Genomic DNA, 26,761 nt, shown 5'->3' on the forward strand with positions numbered 1-26,761 from the left:
TGAGGGACCGCTTGAACAAAAGACCGAATCGGATTGGATCGCCGTCAGAAATTCCCATGAGGTCTCTGACGACAAGAGGGCTACCCCCAGGGCCGTGACCAGGAACACTGCGGGAAGGCCGAACAGAAGCTTGCGCGACATCATTGTCCCAACCTCACACGCCGGTGTCGATGTGGAACAGCGTCTTGCGCCCGGCATGTCTGAAGCTGTCGGAGCAAGAACCGTGCCACGCCTGCGCCCGCGCGCGATTCCGGCCGGACCAATCCTGGCCGACGGCCGCCCAAACTGATGCACGCAGATGTCCCGTAATGGGTCATTTGCGCTTGGCACCAGATTTGCACTGTCAGCAATGCCGGGTGTTGGGGCCGGCATTGGGGTGGGTGGGGGCCTCGCCGCTTCGCAAATGGAGCGGCGAGGCTTTTCATTCTGCTATCAGCCTTCAGGCGGCTCGACAGCCGATCGGGGTGACGAGAGGCCGCCGAGCCTAGCCGGCTTGGGGCTTCTTGTTGGGGCAAGCCGGCTGAAGCCAACCTAATATTAGCTACCCTGCAACAGAAGCCTGTTCGGATGTTTTCCCCTGCTAATGGCCGCTGTGCCGCAATTCCACAAAGCTGGATGTCCAGGCGCTGATCGACAGGTCGGCCCGGATCGCGAGTCGATGCATTGGGAAACTGGTGCGGGACGTGTTTGACGATTTCAACGAGTGGCGCGGAGCCTGGATTTTTGCCGTTTGGATCATGCCGACTATGCGGTGGGACACGACCCGGGCGGGGCGGCCCAGCGGCCTGGTTGCTAGTTGTGACCGGCAGCTAGGCGGCTGGGCCTGACCGGCGGGGCGGGTTGGGGCGGCGCCGGCTGGCGACGATATATATGCTACTGCTAATATAAGAGGAACACACCCATATGAACGAAGGAAGTAGCAAAAGGTGGAAGCACAAACCGGCCGCAACCGAGCGTTCTCGATAAGCCGCATTGCCGGACCGTGCTGGACCACCAAAGACAGGCCAAAGCGCTGGCGGCGGCAAGGGAGATCGGCGACAAGGTGAGGATCGAGGAGATCGCGCCGAAGGTGAAGTGCTGACGGGAGTGCATTCTTCCCGGGGCGGCCCAGCGACTTGCTAGGGGACTAGCAGCGGTGGCCGCTGGGCCTAACCAGTCCGGGCTCGAGGAGGCGCTGTGCTGGCTGACCCGAAGCATGCGCTCGCGCTAATGCAAGAACCAGAGCGCATCCGCATGAAGGGCTACCACCGAAAGGTTGAAGCGCGCTGCTGCCGACGGAGTGTGAGGGACGAACCCCGAATGCAAGATGGCTCTATGAGGTACACCCGGATGAGGTACAGCCGTGCCTCACATGGCGAGCCTTTTAAACCCGCTCACGGAACAAGAGAGCGGTGATCCGGTTTCAGGGGGATGGGAGGAAGTGGACATGCCAAGCAAAGTCAACGATCCGCCACCGAAGCCTGACACGAAGAAGTCACCCCGTCGTCCCGACAAGGAAGCATCGCCGGAGCCTGAACATGTCGATCCTCCACCGCGAGACGTGCGAGAGGCACCGGCACCAAATCCAAATGGCGATAAGAATTCCTGATCGCAGGGGCGTGACGAAGGGTCCGCTGCCTGACCGTGGCGGGCTTCTTGATTGAGCGCTGATTTCAACATGGTGCGGACGACGGGAATCGAACCCGTACGATCAGAGATCGAGGGATTTTAAGTCCTTTGAGGCTTTGCGCGTTGCTGGTAGGCTGCCAGAGCGGCAAGTAAAGGGAAGGGGAAAGCTTATGATCAGTCGCAGTTCGTTCTATCGCGCGGTCGCCATCTGTGGCTTGCTCGCGATCTCTTCGGTGGCCGGCGACGGCTTTGACGGCATTTTGGGCTTTCGCCTCGTCAACCCGGCGGCGGAAGCAAAGACGGTGGTGATCCAGAGGACGACCATCTACATCACGACCCTGCCCAAAGGATGTGTGAAGACCACCTACAGCGGTGGCGCCGTGGTCTGGAAATGCGGGACGAAGTATTACCAGCCCTACAAGAACCGCTACGTGCTGGTTTATATCAAGTAAGGGCGCTGGCCTCACCGCAGAGTCCCCGAACAGCCTTTTCGCCAAGCCGCTGGCGTGACACTGCGCGCTGGCAGCCGTTCGGCTGCGGTCCCTGGTTCGTCCGAGCGAGCCTTTTTGCCTGGAGGCGCGGCAGCCAAGAGTGGTGCGGACGACGGGAATCGAACCCGTACGATCAGAGATCGAGGGATTTTAAGTCTCTTTTTCTGCGGTGTTTCTCGCTCAATATCCTGAAAAACCAGGACGTCGAGCTGATGGTGAAGTCTGGTTTTCTCCCACATTTGTGGGAAATCCCCACGATATTCCCACGCAATCAAGTGTGCGAGCATGCTCCCTCGCTCTTTGCAAAATCCCACACCACGGGTACATGTGCGGGCACTGCGGGCGTGGTGAAATTGGTATACACACCGGACTTAAAATCCGGAGGCTTCGGCCATGCGGGTTCAAGTCCCGCCGCCCGCACCATGCTTCCCATAGGATCGCATCACCGCACGGAGGCAATTCAAGCATGCTAGGCGACCAACGGCAGCACCTTGACGGGGATGTATCTTGATGAAGTTCAGCTTAGACACGCTTGAGACGGGAAGTGACGAGTACCTGACAGACAATCACACGGCCCAGTTTGCCGCCAATCCTCACTACGATGAGGTCTACATTCGATGGAACAAGCTGTTCGCGAAGGCTGATGCCCGTAAACTGAAGGTCATCCGGTCTGTATACAGCGTCCAGATATGGTGCGACATAACGCGCGCGGCAGTCAATTCCATCGTGCAACTTCCTAACATTAGGGCACTTCATCTGCTGGGTATTTCTCGGGCCGGCCGCCTCGACGGCTTTAGAACCGCCGAAGCTCTTGAGGAGTTTAGCTGTCAGTGGGGCGTAAGCAGCAGTGATCTGCTCCAGATTGCACAGCTTCCAATTGTCAGAAAACTCACCGCGCATGGGGCGCGCATTACGGAAGAATCGCTTGCAGCGCTCCTCGGCAATCCATCGCTGACCGAACTGGACTTTGAGGAGTCAAAGTTCTCCGACGATTTTGCGCGGATGGTCTCGCAGTAGAAGGCAATCACAGCTTTGGAGCTTGGCGCCACAGACATCACGGCAGTTGGCCTGCAGGCGATCTGCACGATGTCGCAGCTGCGTTGGCTCGACATATGGTCAACGGATATCGTTGAGCACGATCTCAAAATTCTGTCACAGCTCCCGAACCTTGAATATTTGTCCATCGGCGGTCACGAAGGCCAAACAACCTTTACCGCTGCGGGAACTCTGGCAACGCTATACGAAATCCCGTCTTTGAAAACAGTTTGGTTAGACGGATTGCATGTTACCAAGCAGGACTTTGGAAAACTCAACGAACGGTTCGAAAAAGTCTGGGTGTCATCGGTTCTCGACGGCTAGACCGACGTCCCACAGGTGCCAGGTCCGCTCCCGACCCCCTCTGCCAACGCTAAGCGCATTCCCACAAGATTTCCCACATTTTCTCTTTTCGTGGGCATCAGTACCGGGAGTGGGAAGATCGCCTCAATGGAGGAAACATAGCGGCGCGATTTCAATAAGTTGGCACGGCAAAATCAAAGGTTGAACCCCCTCGCAACTCAGGAGTGTACAGAGGCGGGGTGGGGGTGCCGAGATAAACCATTGAAAACATTGCTATGGACGCAAGAGATGTTTTAAGTCCCTTGCGTCTACCAATTCCGCCACGTCCGCAGGCCGCGATTACAAGCACTTAAGCGAACATAGGTCCAGCCATTCAAGCCCGCTTGGCACCGGATTGGCACTGAAAGGCCGGATTACTGTTCTGCGCCCATCCTCATCGCGGTTTCAATCGCCGCTGCAACACCTTCGTCCGACCGTGTGAACAGATGGCGTGGACTGACAGCGTGACCACAGGTGACGCATGCCCTAGGCGACGGCTGATTGCAACCACATCTGAGCCTGCTGGCGATCAACGCGGAAGCATGGGGTGTAAGGTCGTGGAACCGCACCTTGGCTGGGCATGCGCCACGTTCCCAAGCAAAGACGAGTGCGAAGCCGGAAGCGAGCACCGCGGCGACGAGCTGGACGAACCGCACGACAAGGATGCAGACCGAGCCATCACTCGGCCGGACCGTAGACCGATCAGCGGCTCACGATGAAGGTCGATAATACCGCGTGGATCGAGGATGGCGAACAGGGCGCTGGGGAGATGCCCGAGGAATGATGGAGGGTGGACGGAATCTGAATTTCGACCCAGTTTGAGACATTCCCGCTGTCCCTGGTGGCGGGTTTCTCACCGGTGCCCACATCCCTCCGGTGAAGCTGTCCGAATCGGCGATCTGCAAAACGTTAAGTGGGTCCGAATCGTACTTGGCGCCGAACCAACCTTCATACTCAATGCGGATCCAAAACTGGGCCTGCGGTTTCCAAAAGCTTTGCCGCGGATCGCTGTGCGTCATCCCAAACGAGCAGGTCGTCTTATCGCCGTTTTGGAGGAGTGGAATTTCCGTCGACTGGGTGAAACACGCCAGCCACCGCTTTTTGGCATCCTCATTGGCACCGACTCCGAGCGCCGCTTTGAGGCCGGCCTGGTCGTGAACGATCAGGCGGATATTTTTCGCGGGAATTGATCCAGAGTTCAGCACCACGAGATTGTAGGCAATCCCATCGTTTCCGCCGCTGTGAGTTTTGACCGCGGCCGTTACGATCGGGCGAAATTGTCGCCTCCAGAAGTAGACGGACATGCCAAGTGCAACCAGAGATACGGCCAGAGCGGCAAGCGCCAATAAGGTGTCCAAGTTCGTTCTCCTTCTCGTCTTGGCCCGCCTGGCTAACGACGGCGGGCCTCTTCAAGGCGGAAACACGAGGTACGTCCCTCGTGGTACTTGAACAAATCCTGGTCAACCTCTCCTCCGGTCAACCAGCTTTGAGCGTTTCCCTGAAGCGGGCCGCTGCTGATGGAGTGCAGGGAAGAACGCGAAATGCAAGATGGCTCTATGAGGTACAGCCGGATGAGGTACACCGCGCCGCCAACGGCCCGCCTCAAGGTGGCGGGCTTTTGATTTGGCACCGCAATTGGCACCGGAAGAGCAGGCAAGGGTAGGGATCGATAGATATGTCGGGCTCAGGTCGCGCCTGCAAAGCCGGGAAAACAAGGCTGGCCAAGACTGCGAAGGACGCGTCTGGGCGGCCTGGCTCGCATCTAAGATCCCTTGCCTCTACCAATTCCACCACTTCCGCAGGCCAGCCTTTTTCAGATGTCAGGATGCGGGCCGTCAAGTCGTGTTCCTGGTCAAGTCTGAATACGGAAGCCAGACCGGGCGGTTTGATCGTACTGGTGCGATCACGGAATTATGCGCGCCGGAGGTACTGGTATGATACCACTCGGCGGATCAAACCCGCCCAGGCCGGCGCTTCTCAGCCCAACCCATCACCCCGCCCAACTGGGGGCGTCGGCCGCCCCTTCCACCAAACGAGCTTCTTGAGCCACGGTCTTGGCCGGGTCGCGCCAGGCCGCTGGCGAGGCTCAGAACTTGTAGCTCAAATTTATGCCCACCGTGTTCAGCTTCACATCCTGGTCGCGGTCGGTGAAATCGCCGGACGCGTCAAAGTGCTCCGAGCCGAAATCATAGTAGCGATACTGCGCTCCGACGACGAACTTGTCGGTAAGCGCGTAGTCGACGCCGGCACCCACGGCCCAGCCGACACTCGTGCGTGAGCTGTCGAACGCCGTGGCCGTCGCTTGCGACGTTTCGATGCCGGCAAAGGCGATGCCGCCGATGCCGTAGACCAGCAGCCGGTCCATTGCGTAGCCGGCCTTGGCGTTGATTGATCCGAACCATTTGACGTCGGTGCCGAAAGTGTTTCCCGGCTCCGCCTCGGTCGTGCCGTCGACCGAGGAATAGTTGAGGTCGGCCTCGGCGCCGATCACTGCCTGGTCGAACTGCCACAGGCCGGCGATATGGCCGCCGACAAAACCGCCGTCGATATCGGGCGAGACGGAAAATGGCTCGCCCCCCGTCCCGTTGATATCGGACTGGCCCCAGCCATATCCAGCCTGCAAGCCGGCGTAGTAGCCGGTCCAGTCGAAGCCGGGCGAGGTCATCGGGACGTCGACGGTGGGGTCGGCTGCGGAAGCCGGCACGGCCAGGGCAGCGAGAAAACCGGCAGTTGCGACCATCAGGCGACGCACATCGAACTCCCCGAAATGACGAATTCAGAAAGGCCCTTTCCGGGAGGGTAACCCGATTTACGACAAAACGGAATCCTATTCTGGCCGATGCCGGTCGCAAGCCCGGTGCCGCCAGGCCGGAGACAAGCGGCATTGCCGCGGCAGCGTCGCCGTGCAAGATCGGCGGTTTGTGGAGAAAATTCCCGATGCGCGTCCTGTTTGGCCCGATCGCTGCAACAGCCGTCGTGCTGCTCGCCTGCGGCCTCGCCATGGCCGAGCCGTTGACGCTGGCCATCGCCAAGGCCGTGGTGGTACCCGATCTGGCACCAGGACAAGTGGCGCTCAACCTCAAGATGACGCCGGATAGTGGGCGGGCATTCGCCGCTTTCACAAAGGCGAATGTCGGGAAGACGATTGATCTCAGCGTCGGCGGCAACGTCGTGATGTCGCCGCGGCTGGTCGAACCCATCCTCGGCGGCGAGGTCATGATCAGCGGCAGGGTCGCCAAGGGCGAACTCAGGCGTCTCGCCGAACAAATTTCGGCCGGAAAGGCGAAAGTCACGGTCGACGTCAGCGCGCAGTAGCCTTCGTGAAAGGCCGGACAGCCTTTGTAATGGCGCGACAGGTCCCAGTTTGATGCTGGTCAAAACCACACTGGCTTGGCACAGTCGGGCAAACAGGAGTCTTTCATGGCCAAGAAGCCATCGGCGCATGCGACGAAACCGAAACCCTGGACCGAGATGGCGACGCAGCTGGTCGATGTCGCCATGGGGCGCAAACCCGCCGATCTCGTCATCCGCAACGGCCGCTGGGTGAACGTCCATTCTGGCGAGATCATCGCCGGGACCGACATCGCCATTGCCGGCGGGCGCTTCGCCTATTGCGGGCCGAACGCCAGCCATGCCATCGGCCAGGGCACAAAGGTGGTCGACGCCGGCGGGCGCTATCTGGTTCCCGGCCTTTGCGACGCGCATATGCATGTCGAGAGCGGCATGGTGACGGTCACGGAGTTCTGCCGCGCCGTCATTCCGCACGGCACCACCTCGATGTTCATCGATCCGCACGAGATCGCCAATGTGCTGGGCCTGCCCGGCGTGCGGCTGATGCATGACGAAGCCGTCGCGATGCCGGTCAATGTGCATGTGCAGATGCCGTCCTGCGTGCCTTCGGCACCAGGGCTGGAACATGCCGGCGCCGAGCTGACGGTCGCCGATGTCGCCGAAGCGATGACTTGGGAAAACATCATCGGGCTGGGCGAAGTGATGAATTTCCCCGGTGTCGCCGCCAACGACCCGGTCATGTCTGGCGAGATCGCGGCGACGGTGAAAGCGGGGAAAACGGTTGGCGGACATTATGCCTCGCGCGATCTCGGCCTGCCGTTCCACGGCTACGTCGCCGGCGGGCCGGAAGACGACCACGAGGGCACGCGGGCCGAGGATGCCATTGCGCGCGTGCGCCAGGGCATGAAGGCGATGCTGCGGCTGGGCTCGGCCTGGTATGATGTCGCCTCGCAGATCAAGGCGGTGACCGAGAGCGGCATCGATCCGCGCAACTTCATCCTGTGCACGGACGACAGCCATTCCGGTACGCTGGTCCATGAAGGCCATATGGACCGGGTGGTGCGGCACGCAATCCAACAAGGGTTGAAGCCTGTAACGGCAATCCAGATGGCGACGCTCAACACCGCCCAGCATTTCAAGCTCGAACGCGAGATCGGCTCGATCGCGCCGGGGCGGCTGGCCGACCTGCTGATCGTCTCGGATCTCTCCGCGATGACCATCGATGAGGTCTATGCGCGTGGCGTCAGGCTGGCCAAAGGCGGCAAGCTCGAAATCGACATTCCGGCCTATGACTACCCGAAGACGGCCAAGAACACCGTCAAGCTCGGCAAGAAACTCAAGGCCGGCGACTTCGACATCGCGGCTCCCAAGGGCGCCAACGAGGTGCGCGTACGCGTCATCGGCGTCATCGAGAATCAGGCGCCGACGCGGGCATTGGAGGCCGATCTGCCGGTCGAGGACGGGCTGGTCGCCATGGACCGCCGCAACGATATCTGCCAGATCGCACTGGTCGAGCGCCACAAGGGCACAGGCGGCGTCACCAACGCCTTCGTCTCCGGCTTCGGCTACATGGGCGATTGCGCCATGGCCTCCAGCGTGGCGCACGATTCGCACCACATCATCGTCGTCGGCACCAACAAGCAGGACATGGCGCTGGCCGTGAACCGACTGGGCGAGGTCGGCGGCGGCGTTGTGCTGTTCTCCAAGGGCAAGGAACTGGCGCTCGTCGAAATGCCGATCGCGGGGCTGATGTCGGACGAGCGGGCGGAAATCGTCGCCGCCAAGGCCGAGAAGCTGACCGATGCGATGCGCAAGATGGGCTGTTCGTTGAACAACGCCTATATGCAGCACTCGCTGCTGGCACTGGTCGTCATTCCGGAACTGAGGATTTCCGACGTCGGGCTGATCGATGTGACGACGTTCCAGAAGGTCGATCTTTTCGTCTGAGATCAGCCGTCGGCGCTCGGCTGATCACCCGCCAGCGCCGACGGTCAGCACCCTGAACGGCGTGGTGATCACGACCTCGGCGACCGAGCCGACGGCCTTGCCTATACCCTGGCCGATGTTATCGAACCGCACCGCGTCGGGCTCGTCCGCTCGTAGAGCGGCCGGTGTGCGCAGCCGGTCGCCGAGCAGTTGCACCAGGATCGGGTTGTCGGCGAATTTGGCATGGTTCAAACGGTCGCCGCTCTTGGTCTTGGTCAGGTCCACCACGACCACGCCATAGCTGGCAAGGTCGGCGGCATTGCTGTAATCGCCAACGCGCGGCTTATCGCCAGAGATCAGGGAAGACAGCTTGAGCGCGCGGTCGTCGCCCGAGAGCAGGATGGCGAACGGCTTGTCCGGCTTGCCGTAGCGGATCATCTGCTTCTTGAACACATCGACATCGATGTCCGGTGAGGCCAGGATGACATAGCCGAGCTTGCCGCCGAGATCGCGATCGCCGGTGATGGCGAGCTGCCGCAGCGCTTCCATCGTCACCCAGGTTCCCATCGAGTGAGCGATGATGTCGATGCTCTCGACCCGCGTCTTGGCCAGCATCCTGAGCGTCGCCTCGAGGTCGTCGCGCGCCGCGTTGGCGCTTTCCTTGTCGTAGATATAACCGGTCGTCTTGCCGCTTGACGCCCAGGAAAACAGCACCGGAGTGCCGGGATATTTCGTGTCGTGGGCAATCTGCGTCAGCCGATAGATGCCGTCGTCGAAACCGTTGTTGAAGCCGTGCACGAAAACCAGCGCACGTCCGCCGCTCATGGCGATGTCGGCGCCGACCGCCTTGGCGAATTGCGGCGCGCCTTCATAGAAGGTCACGTCCTTAGCGGTGAAATCCTTGGCCGGATTGCTGTTTGCGGATCCCTTGACCCGCTCGATGGCGCCGAGCTGATGGCTTTTGGGAACGGTCACGTCGACCCGGGCAAAGCTGGTGGTCAGCGAACGGTCGCCGTCGTAGACCTGTCGCGGGTTCTTTGTTGCCCTCTGCCGGGTGGTGGCAACGAAGATCTCATGCGTCGCAGCGATGTCGGAAGCGGGCACCGTGATCGTCGTCTTGTTGAGCAGATCATGGGTTTTCTGGCCGGCGCAGCCGGTGACAGCCAGCGCGAATGCGACGACAAGGTAGCTCTTCGAACGCACGGTCACACGCCGGCTCCGCAAAGGGGGACATCAAACGCATGACGTCGCTGGATATTCCGATAAGGCCAGAGGCCGGCGCGGTCCAGTTCAAAGTGAGCCTAGACGTCTGCAATGCTGAACAGGCACGGCAAAATCGGGGGATTTCGCCTATTGCCCGAGCAGGCCGATGCGATCGGTCACGTCGCGATCGCTGGCAAAACCGTCATCGTCGCGCAGCCGCTGACCGATCATCTTCACCAGTTCGGGATTGTCGGCGAATTTGGTGTGGTTGAAGCTATCGCTTCCCTTGACCTTTGAAAGGTCGACCACGGTCACGCCGTAGGAGGCAAGATCGGCTGCATCCTTGTAGTCGCCGACGCGTGGCCGCGAGCCGGCAATCAGGCCTGAGAGCCTGAGCGCCCGATCGTCGTCGGAGAGCAGCAGGATGAACGGCTTGTCAGGCTTGCCGTAGCGTCGCATCTGGCTCTTGAACACATCGACATCGATGTCGGGCGAGGCCAGCACCACGTCGCCGAGCTTGCCGCCGAGATCGCGGTCGCCGCTGATTGCCATCTGGCGCAGCGTTTCCATCGTCACCCAGGTGCCCATCGAATGGGCGACGATGTCGATGCGCCGCGCTCCGGACTGCTCCAGCATCCTCAAGGTCACTTCGAGCTGGTCGCGGGCCGCGCTGGCGCTTTCCTTGTCATAGACATAGTCGGTGGTCTTGGCGCCGGAGGCCCAGGAAAATAGCACCGGCGTGCCCGGATAGCCGGAATCATGGACGATCTGCGTCAAGCGGTAGACGGCATCATCGAAGCCGGTGTTGTAGCCATGAACGAAGACCATGACGCGGCCGCCCCGCGCCGCGATGTCAGCGTCGAGCGCGCTGGAGAACTTCGGCTGCGCGTCGTAGCCGACGACTTCGGACGCCATGAAATATTTCGCCGGGTCGTCGGATTTGCCGCGCGACCGGCGCTCGATCTGGCCGGTCTGGTGGGAACCTGGCACCGTGACGGTGACGCGGGCGTAATTCAGCGTGGCCGAGCGCTCGCCGTCGAAGACCTTGTTGGGATCGTCGGATTTCTTGCGCGTCGTCGCGATGAAGATGCTGTGGTTGCCGGCGATCTCCGTCACCGGCGTCGCGACGATGGCGCTGCCAAGCAGTTCCTGTGTTTGCGTGCCGGCGCAGCCGGCGACGAGCAAGATAAGGACAACGGCAAAGATATTCTTCAAAGGCACTCAGAAATTCCAACTCCGGCCAAAAGGCCTGCCTACCCCCGCGACATCCCGGACAGCCAGAGTGCGGCAGAACTAAGTCGCGTTCAGCCGAAATGTGCTCAGCGCCGGGTCACAGTCATCGCACTGTTGCGCGAAAGCCAAAACGGCGGCAGAAACGCCGGAATGTTGGAGAAGGGCAACACCTCCGGCTTGAGGCGGATGCCGAGTACATCCGCCATGAAGCCGCGTCGCGCCTCGATGCGGCTCCAGGCCTCGGGATAGCGCGCCGCGATCTCCTCGCGCAGAGGCTCGTCGGCGAGCGCGATGCCGTCCTCGATATTGGTGGTGAAATAGTCGCTGCCGGTCGCCGGGATGACGTCGACCTGCAGCGCCATGCCCGATCGAAGTCTGATGTCGGAGCCGGAAAACACCGGCGAATGCATCCATTCGTCGATATGGACGAGATGGCCGGGATTGAGTGAAACACCAAAGAAGGGATCGCCTATGCGGTCATGCACCGCTTTCCACAGCGTGCCTCCCGTGGTGCCGATGCCGATCGCTTCGTACCAGTCGACGACAGCGGCAAAATAGGGCGCGACCAGTCTTTCGACATAGTCGCGGATGGCATGCGGAAGTTCGGATGCCTCCTCGGCGAGGAAACCGGCGCGTGCATTGAGCGCACCCTGGATGCCATAGGCCATGGTGATCGGGTCGCCACGCCGGATGACGTCTAGGCGCGGGCTGGGCAGGCCATAAGCGGCGCGCTTGCCGGCAGACAGCATCGGATGACAGCCATGCGGTAAGCCGTTCATGCCCATCAGCCGGGCCGCCTGCAATTCGGTCATGCCAGGCTCGATGCCTTGCAGGACATTGCGCAACCCCTGCGAGGTGAAGGTCGCGGCGAACTCGAAGGCAGCCAGTTGGTCGGCCTCGTTGATGGCGCGCAGCCCGTCGGTGGGGTTCATCAGCAGGTTGGCCGCGTTCACGACCGCGCCCTTGTCGCCGACAAGCGCGCGAAGCGTATCGGCGATGAAGGAGGGCAGGTCGAGCGCCGTCTCGCCAAAACCTGCATCGCCTGCGCCGAACGGTTTCCAGCCGATGGCGCCGATGCGCTGGCCGGGCCTCAGGCCGCTATCGGCGAGGATGTCGGGCAGCGCGTCCGAGAGATCGCGCGGCTGAGCCGGCAGCGAGAACGTCTGGTAGAGGACACGTTCGTATGGCCCGTCGCAGAGTTCGGCATAGCCCCAGCCTTCATTGCCGACGAGAAGCCTTGGCTGCTTGCCGGGAACGATGACCAGCAGCGTTTCCTCGAAGCGCGGATCATAGCCCGAGAGATAGGCGACATTGGCCGCGTGTTCGCGGTCGCCATAGATGGCGAAGGCATCGAGGCCGGCCTTGGCGCCAGTGCCGTCAGCGCCGCGATGCGGGCTTCGTGGGTGGCGCGCGCAACCAACGGCATCACCGTCGGCTCGCCGAATTCCGGCAGCGACATGGATTTCAGGCCGACCGCTGCGACAGGCATGAACAAACGCCTCCAAGTGCTTGCAAGGATTCTGCGAATGCCCGTTGCAGAGGGGCAAGACTGGCAGGACAATGGCGTCGGGCCTCCGGATATGCCATAGGCGGGATCGGCCGCACGACGGCAGGGCGTGCAACAAACAGCCGGAGCGCGGCCCGATCGATGATCGAGGTCTGCGGATAACAGGCGGTGCAAGGTGGTTTTCCGATGAACAGTTTCTCTTCCCGAGTCGCCACCGCTGCCGCCGCGATCCGCCAGATCTTTCCGGAAACGCCGTTGCAGGAGAACGACTACCTGTCGAAAAAGACCGGGGCTCGGGTGCTGCTGAAGCGTGAGGACCTGTCGCCGGTGCGTTCCTACAAGATCCGTGGCGCCTTCAATTTCTTCCGCAAGACGCTTGCGGCCGGCAATGAGGCTGAACTGTTCGTCTGCGCGTCCGCCGGCAACCATGCGCAGGGCTTCGCTTTCGTCTGCCGCCACTTCGGCAAGAAAGGCGTCGTGTTCATGCCGGTGACGACGCCGCAGCAGAAGATCGACAAAACCAGGCTGTTCGGCGGCGATTTCGTCGAGATCAGGCTGGTCGGCGACTTTTTCGACGATTGCTACCGCGCCGCCTTCGAATTCACCGAAAGTTCCGGCGCCCACATGGTGCCGCCCTTCGACCACAAGGACATCATCGAGGGCCAGGCGACCGTCGCCTATGAGATTGCCGACCAGATGCCGGGCGCCCGCATGCCCGACATCATCATGCTGCCGGTCGGCGGCGGCGGGCTCGCCGCCGGCGTCACCCACTATTTCGCCGATCAGGGTCGCGAAGCGCGCTTCGTCTTCTGCGAGCCGGCCGGCGCGCCAAGCCTGCGCGAGAGCCTGTCTGCCGGAAAGCGCCTGAAGCTCGCCAAGGTCGACAATTTCGTCGATGGCGCGGCGGTCGCCGAGATTGGTCGCGAGCCGTTGCGGCACCTCAAGGATTTTCCGGCGGATATGGTGCGGCTGATCCCGGAAAACCGGCTTTGTGCCACCATAATCGAGATGCTCAATGTCGAAGGCGTCGTGCTGGAGCCGGCCGGCGCGCTGGCGATCGACGCGCTGAAGGATTTTTCCAGGAAAGAGATCAGGGGCAAGACAATCGTCGCCGTGGTTTCAGGCGGCAATTTCGACTTCGAGCGGCTGCCCGACGTCAAGGAACGGGCGCTGCGCTTCGAGGGCCTGAAGAAATATTTCATCATCCGCTTTCCGCAGCGGCCGGGCGCGTTGCGCGATTTCCTTGAATTGCTTGGGCCCGACGACGACATCGCCCGCTTTGAATATCTGAAGAAATCGGCACGCAATTTCGGCTCGGTGCTGATCGGCATCGAAACCAAGGATCGCCGCAATTTCGACCTGCTCAAGGCGAATTTCGAGGCCGAAGGCGTCCAGTACCAGGATATCACCGACAACGAGACGCTGGCCGGGTTCATTATATGAGTGATCGATGATCAGATGACTGATCAGGGAAAAAGCTTCGTCGCGCTGTTTTCCGGCATCAATGTCGGCGGCAACCGCATCGTCAAGATGGCGGAGCTGCGGTCGTTCTTCGAGGACCTCGGCTTTTCCGATGTCGCCACCTATGTGCAGAGCGGCAATGCCGTGTTCCGGGCGAAGACGGGTGACGCGGCGACGCTGGCCAAACAGATCGAAGCAGCCTTCGAGAAGAAATGGGGGTTCCATTCGCGCATCATGGTGCGCGATCTCGGCTGGTTCGAGCGGTTGGTGAGGGAAAATCCCTATCCGGAAGTGGCTGCGGACCATACGAAGCTCCACGCCTATGTGCTGGAGCGCGAGCCGACCGGCGATGAGGTGGCGCGGCTGGCCGAAAAGTGCACTGGCCCCGAACGATTCGAGATCAAGGGCGACGTGCTTTACCTGCACGCGCCGGACGGGCTCGGCAAATCGGTTTTTGCCGGGCTGATCCCGCGCACGCTGAAGGTGCCGGGCACCGCGCGCAACTGGCGTTCGGTCCTAGCGCTGCTGGAGATGGCCGGCCAGGCAGGCGGAGCTTAGGCCGATTGCGCTGCCGTTGCGGGCTTCCAGTCGAAGGTCAGTTCTTCGCGAAAAGCAAAGCGTTTGATGTGATCGGCAACGACGCTTTCCAGACGCTCGAGCGATTCGCCTTCCTTGGTCGACACAGTGATATGCAGCTCGCTCGCATCGGCATCCATCACCGTGCGGCCGAGCGAGAGATCGATGGTCCCATGGTGCGGATCGAACTCGACGGGGAATTTGTGCGCCCAATGCTTGCACAGCTGCTGCAGATAGCGGCTGGCATGTTCGGTGGCGACATCGGCATGGCTGGTCGGCATCAGTGAACTCTCCGGTAGGGCAGGCGCCCTTTGCTTGACATGGCGCCAGACTTGCCAGGCTGGCGCGACAGCGCGGTAGATAGGTGCCATCGCGCAAAGCGCCAAAGGCTGCCGGCGATTTTTCGCCCGGGGTCGAGGGCTACCAGCTTCCGGTGTTCGCCATCGAAGCCCAGGGTTCGGCCTTGGCCTTGGCCGGGCCCTTCTGCAGGAGCTCGATCGAAATGCCGTCCGGCGACCTGATGAAGGCCATGTTGCCGTCGCGCGGCGGCCGGTTGATGGTGACCCCATTGTCCATCAGATGCTGGCAGGTGGCGTAGATGTCGTCGACCTCATAGGCGAGGTGGCCGAAATTACGCCCGCCCTTGTAGTCTTCCGGATCCCAATTGTAGGTCAGTTCGATGAGCGGTGCCTTTTCGTTGACGCCGCTCTCCTCGTCTTCCGGCGCGGCCAGGAAGATCAGCGTGAAGCGGCCTTGCTCGTTTTCGTAGCGGCGCACCTCCTTGAGGCCGAGCTTGGCGCAGTAGAAATCGAGCGAGGCGTCGACGTCGGCGACGCGGACCATGGTGTGCAGATAGCGCATGTGATTTCCTCGATGAATTGCGTTGCGGCGCAACATAGGATCGACCCGCTCAAAGGGCAATCGTTCGGCACTGCGCAACGCCGGCAAAGAACAAATCCGGTATTCCCCCAAAAAAGGCACGTCAGGTCTTGCACACACCGGAAGCCGCGGTGTTAATCTGGTGTCAAGAATCAGTTGCGGTGTTCTTGAAAAATATGGGGGCATTCTTATGGGGGAAAAGGCCTCTTTGACGGGGCGGAACGGAACCCTTGGCGACGCCTTGCATCGTGACGAAGGCGGCGATGCCGCCGATCTGCTCGAAATTGCCGGCGCCATCAAATGGTTCGATGTGGCCAAGGGCTACGGTTTCATCCTTCCGGATGACGGCATATCGGGCGACATCCTCCTCCATGTGACATGTCTTCGAAAAGACGGCTTTCAGACGGCCCTGGAGGGCGCACGCGTGGTCTGCCTCGTCAAGCATGGCGATCGCGGGTTGCAGGCCTTCCGGGTGCTCTCCATGGACGTCACCACCGCGGTCCATCCGGCCGAAATGCAGGAGCAGCGCACCCATATCGCGGTGACGCCGGAAAGCGGCCTCGAACGCGCTTTGGTGAAATGGTTCAACCGCACCAAGGGGTTTGGTTTTCTCACCCGCGGCGAGGGCACCGAGGACATCTTCGTCCACATGGAGACCTTGCGCCGTTACGGCATCACCGAGCTTCGGCCGGGGCAAGTCGTGCTGGTTCGTTTCGGGCGCGGCGACAAAGGCCTTATGGCCGCCGAGATTCACCCCGACATGGGGACCTTGCCGGTCTCGCACTAATTCAGTCGCCGAAAAGTGGCCCATCCCGACCGATCGGGATGGCGCTCCATGTCCTCTTTGTTTGACCATGATCTCCGGACAAACGGTCCGAGAAAATCGGGTTCCACTTTTCGGGATCATGGTTTAATGCATGTCGCCCGAAAGCATGCCCACGGGCTGACCCGAGGCGACGCGCTCCCGGACGATTTCCGGTCGAGGATTTTGAATGGCTCACAGGAACTGGCTGACCGCGGGTTTGGTGTGCGCCATTGTCGCCGTGGTCGTGGCCGCGGGTGCTTACTTCTATTCCGACCGGCCGACCGCGGCCGACAGTCGGGCGATGATCCTTCCGGTCGATCCGGCGCCGCTGGTTGTGGTGACCAAAGGCGGCGATCGTTCTTTTTCCATCGAAGTCGCCAACACCGCCGCTGAGCGCGAGGCCGGGCTGATGTACCGCCAGGACATGGCGGACGACCATGGCATGTTGTTCGTCTTCGATATCCAGCAGCAGGTTGGCTTCTGGATGCAGAACACCCCGATGCCGCTTGATCTGATCTTTGTCGGCCAGGATGGCAAGATCCGGGCGATCAAGCACGGCGAGCCGCAATCCGAGGCCATCATTTCGCCTGGCGTGCCGGTGCGTTTCGTGCTGGAGCTCAAAGCGGGCACCGCGGCCAGGGATGGCATCGAGTATGGCGACCTGTTGCGCCATCCGGCCGTTGGCACGGCGTCTGGTCCGGGCGTGCCGCCATCGGACAATGGCGATGCGCCCAACGGCGGTGCCGGTTGAGCGCGCAGGCGGGATCGCTGATGCAGGTTTTCACCCATGACGGCTTTGATCTTGCCTTCCTCGACCGCCAGCCGGCGTCGGGTGAGGGCGATCCGGTGCTGATGATCCATGGCTTTGCCTCGACCCACTATGTCAATTGGGTATCGCCGGGCTGGTTCAAGACGCTGAACGATGCCGGTTACCGCGCCATCGCCTTCGACAATCGCGGCCACGGTTCGTCGTCGAAGAGTTATGACGAGGCCGACTACACGCCGGTCAAGATGGCTTCGGATGCCGCCGCCTTGCTTGGCCATCTCGGCATCGAACGCGCCCATGTCATGGGCTATTCGATGGGCGCGCGCATTGCGGCGTTCCTGGCGCTGTCCGATCCGGACAAGGTGGCGACGCTGGTCTTCGGCGGGCTCGGCATCGGCATGATCGACGGCGTCGGCGACTGGGATCCGATCGCCGCGGCCCTGCTCGCCGACGATCCTGCCGCGACCAGCCATCGGCGTGGGCGATCGTTTCGCGCCTTCGCCGACCAGACCCGCAGCGACCGCCGGGCGCTGGCCGCTTGTATCGCCAGGTCGCGAGAATTGCTGAGCGAGGACGATCTTGCGCGCATCGCCCAGCCGACGCTGATCGCCGTCGGCACGACGGACGACATTGGCGGCTCGCCCGATGAACTCGCGGCATTGATGCCGAACGCCAGGGCCTTCCACATCGAGGGCCGGGACCATATGCTGGCGGTCGGGGACAAGACCTTCAAGCAACGCGTGCTGGAGTTCTATGCCGAAAATCCGCTCTGAGCGGACGGCGGCGGGGGCGTAAGGGCCTCCAACGACCGCGCCATGTTCAATCTGGCCTGCGGCTCGAAGCGCTGGCGAAACTCTTCGGTGTGGAAGATGTGCGGGCGGGCGAGGAAATTCTTCAGGACCGCGCTGCGGCCGGTCCGCCACATCGGCTCCTCCACCCAGGCGTATTCGCGCCGGACAGCGTGCTCATAAGCGTCGAAGGCATCCGGCTGAGCACCCAGGATCGACAAATCCATGTCGAGGAAAAGACCGGCGTCCCGTACTGCCGTCGGGTCGTCGAACGACGGCAGCTGGTGCGTGGCGGTGGCGACGATCATCGATGAGATGCGGTCGAGGCGCCCAGCCTCGACGCGGCCCGCGAGCTTTTGCTCGGCAAGGGCGGCACTTTGCGCCTCGTTGTCCTTTGCCTTGCTGTCATAGATGGCGTCATGGAACCAGATCGCCGCTTCGACGGCCTCGGGATCGCCGAGCAGCCCTCGATAGTCGCCTGCCAGCGCCAGCATCGCCTCGATGTGGGCAAGGTTGTGATAGTGGCGGTCTTGCGCGGCGTAGAGCGCTGAAAGTTCGCGTTTCAGCGGCTCGTCGATCAAAGGTTCGTTTTCCATACGGCGTCACTATCACCCGATAAAATAATCCCGGCATCCTGGGCCAAAACACGGCACGGCGGAAGGCGGCGGGGAGCCATGGTGCCGTACCCGATTGACCAATTCGCATGATGGCGGGAAGCTCCTTGGCATGAGCAGGATCCACGCGGTCACCCGCTCGGACGCATCTTGTCATTTTCAAAGCACTCAAGCCCAAGGAGCCTGACATGACCACCGCAACCGAGACCTCTCGACCGAGGACTGTCGACATGAAGCTGGAGGCCGTCATCATTTCCGTTTCGGATGCCGATCGGGCCAAGCGTTTCTATGGTGGCCTGGGCTGGAGGCTCGATGCCGACTTCGTCGTTGGCGATGCTTTTCGCGTCGTGCAGTTCACGCCTCCGGGTTCGCCATGCTCGATCCATTTTGGCAAGGGCCTCACGACCGCCGCGCCGGGCTCGGCAAAGGGACTTTATCTCGTTGTGTCGGATATCGTGGCGGCACGTGCCGAACTGGTGGCGCGCGGGGTCGATGCGAGCGAAGTGTTTCACCGTGCGGGCCCTGGGCAGCCGCCGATCAGCGGCAGGCATCCGGAGGGCCGCAGTTATTCCTCCTTTGCCTCGTTCAGCGACCCGGACGGCAACAGCTGGCTGCTGCAGGAGATCACCCAGCGATTGCCTGGGCGCGTCGATGCCCACGACACGACATTCACCTCATCGACCGAGCTTGCTGCAGCGCTGCGGCGTGCGGCGGCCGCGCATGGCGAACACGAGACGCGGACCGGCGGACAGCGGGATGAGAACTGGCCCGACTGGTACGCCGAATACATGGTCGCGGAACAGGCCGGCAAGCCGCTACCGACGTGACCAGCGGCCACGGGCCGTCGTCATCAACATCGCGGTGAAATCACGCTCGCCGGCCACCTGATCGCTACGCCTTCCGCGAGCTCCGGCGCGGAGGGTTCGCTTGTTCGGCGCGTTGTCGATCAAGGGTTCGTTTTCCATGGCCGCTTGAATTCCCGCGAACCAAATCCATTTGACATTGCACTAAGGAAAATTGAGTTCAATCGTGTTATGATCTGGCTTATATGTGCGGCCAGACAAGGCAAGCACAGCGGGCCAGCCCGGCAGGACGCAGGACGAGACGGCAATGAACAGCATCAGCATTTCCCGACAGAGCGCATTGCAGCCGGTCGATCCGATCTGGCGCTCGATCCGCGACGAGGCGATGGAGGCGGTCAACCGCGACCCGCTGCTTGCCGCCTTCCTCTATTCGACCATCCTCAACCAGGACAGCCTGGAAGAGGCGGTCATCCATCGGCTGGCCGAGCGGCTCGACCACCAGGACATCGGCTCCGATCTCATCCGTCAGACCTTCAAGTCGATGCTGGCCGACGACAAGGACTGGCCGACGACCGTGCGCGTCGACATCCAGGCCTATTACGACCGCGATCCAGCTTGCGACCGCTTCATCATGCCGGTGCTCTATTTCAAGGGCTTTCACGCCATCCAGACCCATCGGCTGGCGCATTGGCTGTGGAAGCAGGGCCGCAAGGATTTCGCGCTCTATCTGCAGAGCCGCTCGTCCTCGGTCTTCCAGACCGACATCAACCCGGCCGCTCGCATCGGCAAGGGCATCTTCATCGACCACGCTACCGGCCTCGTCGTTGGCGAGACCGCGGTCATCGAGGATGATGTGTCGATCCTGCACGGCGTGACGCTGGGCGGCACCGGCAAGGCCGGCGGCGACCGTCACCCCAAGATCCGCTACGGCGTGCTGATCGGCGCCGGCGCCAAGATCCTAGGCAACATCGAAATCGGCCATTGCTCGAAGATCGCGGCAGGCTCGGTGGTGCTGTCGCCTGTACCGCACAACAAGACGGTTGCCGGCGTGCCGGCCCGCGTCGTCGGCGAGACCGGCTGCGATCAGCCGTCGCGCCAGATGGACCAGCTTCTGCCGTCGCAGACGATGGATCAGGTCGTCAGCTTCGACATCTGATTTTCATCCGCCCGCTGCCTGCGGCCGGTTGCCGGCCGTGGGGCAGGAGCGGGCGGTTGTTCCCGTGTTATCGGGCCGCTTGCCTTTACATCGCCATTGTCGACGTGCCAGAAGCGCGTTCGAACGAGCAAGCCCGATGATCGGAGAAGACTGTTGAAGCCCGACGAAATCAGAAAGCTGGACGCCTATTTCAAGCGCGTCTTCCAGAACCCCAAGCTCGAGGTCAAGGCACGGCCGCGCAAGGAAGATTCGGCCGAGGTCTATGTCGGCGACGAGTTCCTCGGCATCGTCTTCAAGGACGAGGACGACGGCGACTACAATTTTTCGATGGCGATCCTCGACATCGACCTGGCCTGAGCCAGCAATCCTGCGCTCGGCCGGCTCCGCTTCGAATGCGGCCGGCCAACCCGATTCCCGTCCTAATGTCCTTTTTTCAGGAAGCGCACGGCTTCGCCGGCGATTGCCGCGTCGAGCGCCTGCCAATCCCCCAGGAACTCCCTGGGGAAACGATAGGTGAGGCTGAGCTCGTCGCCGACGTGGATGTCGCGCTCGCAAGGCGCCAGCGATTCCTCGGCACTCGGACCGCTCAGGCAGCGGGCCACGAACGGGTCCTTGCCAGGGCGCTTACCGACAACCAACACCTCGTTCAGGTAGCCTGATTTCTCGTTGAAGCCGTACACCGTCGTGCCGCCGGGCCCCGCAATGCCGGGTTGGATGATCAACGCGCTGTAGATCGGCGCGAAGCGGCCGCTCATGTCGCGCGACATCATCTGCTGTTCGAAGGACAGGAAGATGATGTTCCTGCTCGCTCCCATGTGATTGAAATCGTCGCGCGCCGGCTCGCTGTAGCCGTCCATCTGCGGATAGCGCAGATAGAGGTCGAGCCGCGAGGCAATGCCGTCGCGCCGGGCCTGGGCGAAACGGATGACATTGGCCGGCACGGCGATGACATTGTTGCCAATCACAACCTGATGGATCGTTGCGTCGTCGGTGTATCCGGCCATGGCGATCGAATGGCCGAACCATTTGCCGGCAAGGCTGATCGCTACCGACAGCAGCGCCAGCGCCGCGAATGCGTAGAACACCCGCTTCATCAACACGGAATCGACCACGGTGAGTTGGGGGCCGTCGGTGATCGCTGCCTGCTTCATCTCTGTCCTCGGATCTCGGCTGCTGTCCGCTCATGGGTGTCCTTGGGCGGCACAAATCGCACGGCACGGCTCTTGCAGCCTTCATGGAACGACTGTGCAATTTCATGGTAAATGGAACGTAAAGATGGGCACGCTGGGACTCACCGTATTCGCTTTTGTCGTCGGGCTGACGGCCTGCGGGCTGGCTGGATCGATGATGGAACTGGTGTCGGGCCGCAAGGTCGCCTTCGCTGAGCCCTACGTGTCGCCGTCGCATCTGCTGCGTTCGCTGCTCGCCACGGCTTGTGGGGGCCCTTTCATGTTGGTCAACGACGCCCTCGATGCCAGGCGTGAGCGCCGCATTTCGACCTTGGCGCTGATGTCCTGCGGCTGCACGGCCATCGCCTGGTCGTTGGCGCTGGGCGTCGTCGTGCTTGCCATTGCCTCCTGGACGATCGGTCTCCTAGGCTCCAGCCTTCCAGGCTGAGACGATTCGGAGACCGAAAATGCCGCTTTATGCGATCGATGGAACGGAACCCAGCTTCGCGGATGCGGACTCAAACTGGATCGCACCCGATGCGACGCTGATCGGCGACGTGCGGGTCGGCCGCAATGCCGGCTTCTGGTTCGGCGCCGTCATCCGCGGCGACAATGAGCCTGTTATCATCGGTGCCGACACCAATGTGCAGGAACACACGGTCATGCACACCGATCCGGGCTTTCCGCTGACCATCGGGCAAGGGTGCACGATCGGCCACCGCGTCTTGCTGCACGGCTGCACGATTGGCGACAACAGCCTGATCGGCATGGGCGCCATCGTGCTGAACGGGGCCAGGATCGGCAGGAACTCGCTGGTTGGCGCCGGCGCGCTGGTCACCGAGGGAAAGGAATTTCCGGACAATTCACTGATCGTCGGCTCGCCGGCCAAGGCGATCAGGGTGCTGGACGAGGCGGCTGTTGCCAGACTGCGCGGCTCGGCCGCGCACTACGTCGCCAACGGCAAGCGCTTCAAGGCGGGACTGAAGAAGGTTTGAGGCGTGCCCTCGCTCGCCGATGGTTTCATCGTGCCCCAACTTACCGTCGGTTGGAGGTACGCCTGGCCATCGCATCGCGCAGCAAGGAAGCGCCGGCTTCAAAGCCGGCAATGTCGGCTTCCTCGGCGGCTGTCCTGTAGTCATCGATGCGGGTTTCGAGCGCGGGGTCGGCGCCTGCCGCCAAAAGCAGGCCGATCGCCTCGACGCTTCGGATGGCCACCGAATAGTGAAGCGGCGTCCAGTCGTTCACGCCCCGCATATTAGGATCGGCGCCCCCCTCGATGAGCACCCGCACGATTTCCAGTCTGTCGGCCCGGTCGGTGGACAGCGCCGCAATGATTGCCGGAAATCCACCGTGATCCTGATAATTCGGATCCGAGCCCGCATCCAGCAATGTCGAGATAAAGCCTAAGGGGCTCCAATAGATTGCATATTCCAGCGGATGCCCGAGGCCGAGCTCGAACGGCATGCGTTCGTCGAACCAGCAGGGCGAGCCGCCCAAGGCCACGCCGAGGCCGTCGAAATCGCCGGCCTTGAAGGCATCGTCGATCGCCTTGAACAGACGATGGCGCTCGCAACGATCTTCCGGGATTTCCAACATCGCCGTGATCCAGAAAGCGAAACCAACGGCCTATAGTGCCTCGATCTCCTGCCCGTGGAAAGGCGGTCTTGATGCTCTGATGCGCCTGGCGGGTCGATGGGGCCCATGACCGTCTAGGCAACGCTAAACGGCTTTGTTTTTTACCTTCTTCCCAGCCGTAGGCTTGGACCGTGTTCGCATGGCTCCGCCCTTCGGGGTTTCGATTTCAAACGCGTCGGTACTCCTCACCAGATCGCTCAGCTTGCTGAAGCCGTAGGTACGGGGATCAAAATCCGAAAACAGGTTCGACAGCTGTTTTCCAAAGGGGCCGAGCAGCACCCAACCATCCTCACTTTCCATCTGGCCAATAACTTTCTTGAGCATCGGCATCGCGGCACTGGGCAATTGAAGGGGCTTGACGGCGGGGGCACTATCGTGAGTGTTCACGGAGCCACGCAGAAGATTTTCGGTGTAGACGATACGCCGACATGCTTGCCGGAAACTCTCCGGAGTTTTCTGCTCCCCAAACCCGAACACATCGACTCCCTGTTCGCGTATGCGTGCAGCAAGCCGGGTGAAATCGCTGTCGGAAGAGACCAGACAGAAACCGTCGAAACGACCGCTATGGAGCAGGTCCATAGCGTCGATCACCAGTGTGATATCGGACGCGTTCTTCCCCGTTGTATAAGCGAACTGCTGCTGCGGGATGATCGCATGCTTTGACAAGACATCAGCCCATCCCTTCGACCGGGCGTTTGAAAAGTCACCGTAGATGCGGCGGACGCTGGCCTCGCCAATCTTTGCGATCTCCTCGAACAGGCCGTCGACAATCTTGGCGGAAGCGTTGTCGGCGTCGATAAGGACCGCAAGGCGCGGTGATCGGGGTTCGGTCGGCATGCGACACTTCCTGGGCTGACGCACTCTCGAGTTTCGAACTGTAGCTGGTGAAGCCATCACCAACCGCGGTTCGCTACACAGCCGTTGTAGCAGAAGTGAGCCGCAAACCGAAATCTAAGCTATTGGAATTGCGCCTTTATCGGAATTTCAAAAGCTTATTCCAGAAATGGTGGAGCCGGCCCGGGGACGGGGCCGGCTCCTTTGACCCGGTCGTTGGGGACGGGGAGGGTGGGGACTCGACCGGGTTTCTCCTGAAGCGGCCGCCTTCATGCGACGCGCTTGACCTCTAGTTTATGCATGTCGTTATCTCAAAACGGGGGTCACTTTTGAGCGACATGCATTAGCGGACGCTGGCGACCGCGTCGGAGCGGCCGTCGTTGATCGTCACCCAAACACCGGAGTTCTGGTCCGACTGGCGCTTGAGGTAGGTGTAGTCCGTGTCCGTCCAGGCCAGCACCTTGGTTTCCAGATTGTCGAGGATGAATTCCCCAAGGCTGGTGCGCACGGTCAGCACCGCGTGGCCGTCGGCGTTCGGCTGGCGCGCGACCGTCATCAGCAGATTGCCGGCCGGCACGCCCGCATTCATCAATTCGCGACGCTTTTCCAGCGCGTAGTCCTCGCAATCGCCATAGCCATTGTCGGGATAGGCCCAGTATTCCTCGGCACCGTAATTTTCCATGTCGGTGCGCGGCTTGACCCTTGCGTTGACCGAATTGTTGATGCTGACGATCGTCGCCCACAATTTGCGCGTCAGTTCGACCGGCGGGCCCTTGGGCGTCCGCTCGCTGCATTCGCCAGGTATGCGCTGGCAGAATTCATAATGGCCAACAGGTTGCGTGGTGCGTCCGCCGGTGTGCATATAGGCCGGTCCCGCGGCATATGCTGATCCCCAAGCGGAAAGCTGCATCGCCATTGCCGCCAGCAACAGCTTGCCCCTCGTCTTCTTCATTCTTGTAGTCTCCCCGTTCGAAGGAGACATTGCCACATGTGGATTTATTTGGGGCAAAAGTGCGAAGTAGATATTGAGTAAAACCCCAGTAGAATAAGCGTAAAATTTGAATCATTCGAGTATTGATTTGTTTGGAGTTTGCAGCGAGGCGCTCCGCGAGCCTCTATGTCAAGCGGCCCTGTAGGAAATGGCGTCGGGCTGTCGAAGCTTCGCCGTCCGGGCATGAAAAACAAAAAAACCGGCCGCAAAGGGCCGGTTTCCTGGAGTGCTTGTGTCGGCCTTGTCAGGCGCGCGGGGTGTTGAATTCGGAATCGAGCGTTTCGGGACGCTGGATGACGGCGAATTCGATGGCGACGCCGTCCTCGAAATGGCGGACGATCTGCCCGCGCATCGTGCCGAGCATGACCTGGACGCCGATCGCCGGCTTGACGTCGATCTCGATCGCGGCGCCGGAAAGCGACAGGTCGATGATACGGCACTGGTACTGGCGCCCGTCGGTGAGCTGCAGCACGCTGGTCGGGTTGCGCGGCGCGACACGCTCGTGCCGACGGTCTTCCGGCAGGTCGAGTTCGTGCTTGTTGGCAAGCCACGTCAACTGCGCGGCAAGCTTGTCCTTCTTGCGGTCGGACGCGATGACCGTCATCGCGAAACCATCCTGCAAGGTGCGCGTGACGACACCTTCGATGCGGCCGATATGGTCGATATAAGCGATGACTTTTTCGCCCGGCATGCCAATGCGTTCGGTGCGAAGCGCTACATTGCCCGGTGACATGTCGACGACCTGGCAGGGGTGTTCGGTGCGGTCTTCCAGCATGAAGCGCCCGTAAATCTTGACCCGGACGCGCTGAAAGTTACGCCTTTCAGCTTGGGACGGCGCATAGTCGACCGCCGCTGACCTCATGACTGCCACACCTCGTTTGGCATCCCGCGCGTCGATGCGAGGAACTTCATCGGAGAAGTACAACAATGGGGGTTAATAAAGGGGAAAAGCGGGTCCCGTTGCTGCGAGATTTGCCCCCTATTCCTCGCGTCCGCCATCGAAGACGACGAGATGGCGGATGCGGCGCGCGCGGCCTAGCGCCGATATCGTCTCGGGTGTCGCGAGTTCGTCGGGAACGAGCGAAGGAACATCGATCGCCGGACGGTTGTTGAGGAGCTCCTTCTCCGGATCGATGACGCGGATCGAATCGATCAAGGCGTCGGTGATCGGATCGGCACCCAGCCAGAAGGGCTTCTCCACGGCGCTTATCACGCCCAGGCAGCGCGGATTTTCGACGCCGCCGTCAAGCGGCAAGGCGAGCAGTTCGAACTTGTTGGTACGGCCGTTGCGGCTGAAACCCTCGAAGGCGATGAGCACGACCGACTTCTGGTCGAAGACGCCATGGATCAGCCGCGAGACGAGCCGCTGATCCTTCTCGCGCCACAGCGACGGAAAGGAGAATCCCTTGAGCTCGCGGCCATAGCAGGCGCAAAGCCTGGTGCCGGCGAGCCGGAAGACGGCTTGCCCGCGTGTGTCCCTTTCCAGGATGAATGTATCGGCCAGCAGCGACTTGATGTCGGCCGGCTCGACCTCCGAACGCTTCGGGGCGGGGCGTCCGTCACGCAGGCGGTTCCAATATTGGAACAGCGTGATCGATCCGTTCTGGTTCATGCTATTCTGCTCCGCGCAATCTGTCGTCTGATGTCC

Annotated in this window: 29 protein-coding genes and 1 tRNA gene; 16 read left to right on the forward strand and 14 right to left on the reverse strand. The window is 61.5% G+C overall.

From position 1 onward, the window contains the following. Positions 1–1,778 precede the first annotated feature (1,778 nt). From AC0ZT5_RS26855 to AC0ZT5_RS26870, 4 genes are all read left to right on the forward strand, one after another. Positions 1,779–2,060, forward strand: a complete 282-nt coding sequence (locus AC0ZT5_RS26855) for a hypothetical protein (RefSeq protein ID WP_488498893.1) — start codon at positions 1,779–1,781, stop codon at positions 2,058–2,060. A gap of 377 nt (positions 2,061–2,437) precedes the next feature. After that, a tRNA-Leu gene (locus tag AC0ZT5_RS26860) sits at positions 2,438–2,522 on the forward strand. Between the two features lie 84 nt (positions 2,523–2,606). Beyond that, positions 2,607–3,116 (forward strand): hypothetical protein, encoded by a 510-nt coding sequence (locus AC0ZT5_RS26865; protein ID WP_488498894.1) that lies wholly within the window; start codon positions 2,607–2,609, stop codon positions 3,114–3,116. Between the two features lie 15 nt (positions 3,117–3,131). Next, positions 3,132–3,458, forward strand: coding sequence for a hypothetical protein (locus AC0ZT5_RS26870; protein WP_488498895.1), 327 nt, complete (start codon positions 3,132–3,134; stop codon positions 3,456–3,458). Positions 3,459–4,186: 728 nt separating this feature from the next. Here AC0ZT5_RS26870 and AC0ZT5_RS26875 read toward each other — a convergent pair. Together AC0ZT5_RS26875 and AC0ZT5_RS26880 are read right to left on the reverse strand one after the other, a co-directional pair. Continuing rightward, entirely contained in the window at positions 4,187–4,834 is a 648-nt protein-coding gene (locus tag AC0ZT5_RS26875) for a hypothetical protein (RefSeq protein ID WP_488498896.1), read from the reverse strand. 728 nt (positions 4,835–5,562) lie between these two features. After that, on the reverse strand, positions 5,563–6,228 hold the full coding sequence (locus tag AC0ZT5_RS26880) for an outer membrane protein (protein ID WP_488498897.1): 666 nt from the start codon (positions 6,226–6,228) through the stop codon (positions 5,563–5,565). Between the two features lie 185 nt (positions 6,229–6,413). Here AC0ZT5_RS26880 and AC0ZT5_RS26885 point away from each other — a divergent pair, with 185 nt between their 5' ends. Next, positions 6,414–6,791 carry a SecDF P1 head subdomain-containing protein gene (locus AC0ZT5_RS26885; RefSeq protein ID WP_488498898.1) on the forward strand — a complete coding sequence of 126 codons (378 nt, stop codon included), beginning with the start codon at positions 6,414–6,416 and terminating at the stop codon, positions 6,789–6,791. A 105-nt stretch (positions 6,792–6,896) separates the two neighbouring features. Further along, complete coding sequence (ade, locus tag AC0ZT5_RS26890) at positions 6,897–8,714, forward strand: adenine deaminase (protein ID WP_488498899.1); 1,818 nt, start codon at positions 6,897–6,899, stop codon at positions 8,712–8,714. Between the two features lie 24 nt (positions 8,715–8,738). Here the strand turns inward: ade and AC0ZT5_RS26895 are convergent, their stop codons facing one another. From AC0ZT5_RS26895 to AC0ZT5_RS26905, 3 genes are all read right to left on the reverse strand, one after another. After that, positions 8,739–9,902 carry an alpha/beta hydrolase gene (locus tag AC0ZT5_RS26895; protein ID WP_488498900.1) on the reverse strand — a complete coding sequence of 388 codons (1,164 nt, stop codon included), beginning with the start codon at positions 9,900–9,902 and terminating at the stop codon, positions 8,739–8,741. A gap of 141 nt (positions 9,903–10,043) precedes the next feature. Continuing rightward, positions 10,044–11,117: an alpha/beta hydrolase gene (locus AC0ZT5_RS26900; RefSeq protein WP_488498901.1), complete on the reverse strand. Its 1,074-nt coding sequence runs from the start codon at positions 11,115–11,117 to the stop codon at positions 10,044–10,046. A 98-nt stretch (positions 11,118–11,215) separates the two neighbouring features. After that, positions 11,216–12,634, reverse strand: a complete 1,419-nt coding sequence (locus tag AC0ZT5_RS26905; protein ID WP_488498902.1) for an aminopeptidase P family N-terminal domain-containing protein — start codon at positions 12,632–12,634, stop codon at positions 11,216–11,218. A 188-nt stretch (positions 12,635–12,822) separates the two neighbouring features. Between AC0ZT5_RS26905 and ilvA the strand changes: the two genes are divergently transcribed. Together ilvA and AC0ZT5_RS26915 are read left to right on the forward strand one after the other, a co-directional pair. Next, positions 12,823–14,079 (forward strand): threonine ammonia-lyase IlvA, encoded by a 1,257-nt coding sequence (ilvA, locus tag AC0ZT5_RS26910; RefSeq protein WP_488498903.1) that lies wholly within the window; start codon positions 12,823–12,825, stop codon positions 14,077–14,079. A gap of 15 nt (positions 14,080–14,094) precedes the next feature. Then, the gene (locus AC0ZT5_RS26915) at positions 14,095–14,655 is read left to right on the forward strand and encodes a DUF1697 domain-containing protein (protein ID WP_488498904.1); all 561 of its coding nucleotides are present in this window, start codon (positions 14,095–14,097) and stop codon (positions 14,653–14,655) included. Here AC0ZT5_RS26915 and AC0ZT5_RS26920 read toward each other — a convergent pair. Continuing rightward, positions 14,652–14,954 (reverse strand): DUF2218 domain-containing protein, encoded by a 303-nt coding sequence (locus AC0ZT5_RS26920; protein WP_488498905.1) that lies wholly within the window; start codon positions 14,952–14,954, stop codon positions 14,652–14,654. The two genes, AC0ZT5_RS26915 and AC0ZT5_RS26920, sit on opposite strands and share 4 nt — an antisense overlap. Positions 14,955–15,093: 139 nt before the next feature. Further along, positions 15,094–15,534 (reverse strand): lactoylglutathione lyase, encoded by a 441-nt coding sequence (gloA, locus tag AC0ZT5_RS26925; RefSeq protein ID WP_379017903.1) that lies wholly within the window; start codon positions 15,532–15,534, stop codon positions 15,094–15,096. A gap of 208 nt (positions 15,535–15,742) precedes the next feature. Here gloA and AC0ZT5_RS26930 point away from each other — a divergent pair, with 208 nt between their 5' ends. The 3 genes from AC0ZT5_RS26930 (at position 15,743) to AC0ZT5_RS26940 (ending at position 17,896) form a co-directional block, all read left to right on the forward strand. Next, the gene (locus tag AC0ZT5_RS26930; protein ID WP_184872181.1) at positions 15,743–16,339 is read left to right on the forward strand and encodes a cold-shock protein; all 597 of its coding nucleotides are present in this window, start codon (positions 15,743–15,745) and stop codon (positions 16,337–16,339) included. Positions 16,340–16,544: 205 nt separating this feature from the next. Next, positions 16,545–17,108, forward strand: a complete 564-nt coding sequence (locus AC0ZT5_RS26935) for a DUF192 domain-containing protein (protein ID WP_488498906.1) — start codon at positions 16,545–16,547, stop codon at positions 17,106–17,108. Positions 17,109–17,128: 20 nt separating this feature from the next. Beyond that, positions 17,129–17,896, forward strand: a complete 768-nt coding sequence (locus AC0ZT5_RS26940) for an alpha/beta fold hydrolase (RefSeq protein WP_488498907.1) — start codon at positions 17,129–17,131, stop codon at positions 17,894–17,896. Here AC0ZT5_RS26940 and AC0ZT5_RS26945 read toward each other — a convergent pair. Then, positions 17,875–18,507 carry an HD domain-containing protein gene (locus tag AC0ZT5_RS26945; protein WP_488498908.1) on the reverse strand — a complete coding sequence of 211 codons (633 nt, stop codon included), beginning with the start codon at positions 18,505–18,507 and terminating at the stop codon, positions 17,875–17,877. The genes AC0ZT5_RS26940 and AC0ZT5_RS26945 overlap by 22 nt on opposite strands. 206 nt (positions 18,508–18,713) lie before the next feature. Between AC0ZT5_RS26945 and AC0ZT5_RS26950 the strand changes: the two genes are divergently transcribed. The 3 genes from AC0ZT5_RS26950 (at position 18,714) to AC0ZT5_RS26960 (ending at position 20,841) form a co-directional block, all read left to right on the forward strand. Beyond that, positions 18,714–19,352, forward strand: coding sequence for a VOC family protein (locus AC0ZT5_RS26950; RefSeq protein ID WP_488498909.1), 639 nt, complete (start codon positions 18,714–18,716; stop codon positions 19,350–19,352). A gap of 283 nt (positions 19,353–19,635) precedes the next feature. Further along, entirely contained in the window at positions 19,636–20,484 is an 849-nt protein-coding gene (gene cysE, locus AC0ZT5_RS26955; RefSeq protein WP_095091679.1) for a serine O-acetyltransferase, read from the forward strand. A 153-nt stretch (positions 20,485–20,637) separates the two neighbouring features. Further along, a complete protein-coding gene (locus AC0ZT5_RS26960; RefSeq protein WP_006200852.1) occupies positions 20,638–20,841 on the forward strand; it encodes a DUF3126 family protein in 204 nt (67 codons plus the stop codon). Positions 20,842–20,903: 62 nt separating this feature from the next. Here the strand turns inward: AC0ZT5_RS26960 and AC0ZT5_RS26965 are convergent, their stop codons facing one another. Beyond that, positions 20,904–21,635, reverse strand: coding sequence for a hypothetical protein (locus AC0ZT5_RS26965; RefSeq protein WP_488498910.1), 732 nt, complete (start codon positions 21,633–21,635; stop codon positions 20,904–20,906). A 124-nt stretch (positions 21,636–21,759) separates the two neighbouring features. Between AC0ZT5_RS26965 and AC0ZT5_RS26970 the strand changes: the two genes are divergently transcribed. Beyond that, positions 21,760–22,101, forward strand: coding sequence for a DUF6949 family protein (locus AC0ZT5_RS26970; protein ID WP_488498911.1), 342 nt, complete (start codon positions 21,760–21,762; stop codon positions 22,099–22,101). Positions 22,102–22,120: 19 nt separating this feature from the next. Continuing rightward, on the forward strand, positions 22,121–22,648 hold the full coding sequence (locus tag AC0ZT5_RS26975) for a gamma carbonic anhydrase family protein (RefSeq protein WP_488498912.1): 528 nt from the start codon (positions 22,121–22,123) through the stop codon (positions 22,646–22,648). A gap of 40 nt (positions 22,649–22,688) precedes the next feature. Here the strand turns inward: AC0ZT5_RS26975 and AC0ZT5_RS26980 are convergent, their stop codons facing one another. From AC0ZT5_RS26980 to AC0ZT5_RS27000, 5 genes are all read right to left on the reverse strand, one after another. Then, on the reverse strand, positions 22,689–23,249 hold the full coding sequence (locus tag AC0ZT5_RS26980) for an ankyrin repeat domain-containing protein (RefSeq protein WP_488498913.1): 561 nt from the start codon (positions 23,247–23,249) through the stop codon (positions 22,689–22,691). Between the two features lie 123 nt (positions 23,250–23,372). Next, the gene (locus AC0ZT5_RS26985; RefSeq protein ID WP_488498914.1) at positions 23,373–24,125 is read right to left on the reverse strand and encodes an NYN domain-containing protein; all 753 of its coding nucleotides are present in this window, start codon (positions 24,123–24,125) and stop codon (positions 23,373–23,375) included. A gap of 340 nt (positions 24,126–24,465) precedes the next feature. Beyond that, positions 24,466–25,074 carry a transglutaminase-like cysteine peptidase gene (locus AC0ZT5_RS26990; protein WP_488498915.1) on the reverse strand — a complete coding sequence of 203 codons (609 nt, stop codon included), beginning with the start codon at positions 25,072–25,074 and terminating at the stop codon, positions 24,466–24,468. 283 nt (positions 25,075–25,357) lie between these two features. Continuing rightward, positions 25,358–25,975 carry a PilZ domain-containing protein gene (locus AC0ZT5_RS26995; protein ID WP_095091678.1) on the reverse strand — a complete coding sequence of 206 codons (618 nt, stop codon included), beginning with the start codon at positions 25,973–25,975 and terminating at the stop codon, positions 25,358–25,360. Positions 25,976–26,092: 117 nt separating this feature from the next. After that, positions 26,093–26,725 carry a PAS domain-containing protein gene (locus tag AC0ZT5_RS27000; protein WP_477287676.1) on the reverse strand — a complete coding sequence of 211 codons (633 nt, stop codon included), beginning with the start codon at positions 26,723–26,725 and terminating at the stop codon, positions 26,093–26,095. Positions 26,726–26,761 lie beyond the last annotated feature (36 nt).

The organism is Mesorhizobium sp. CNPSo 4670 (assembly GCF_057784235.1).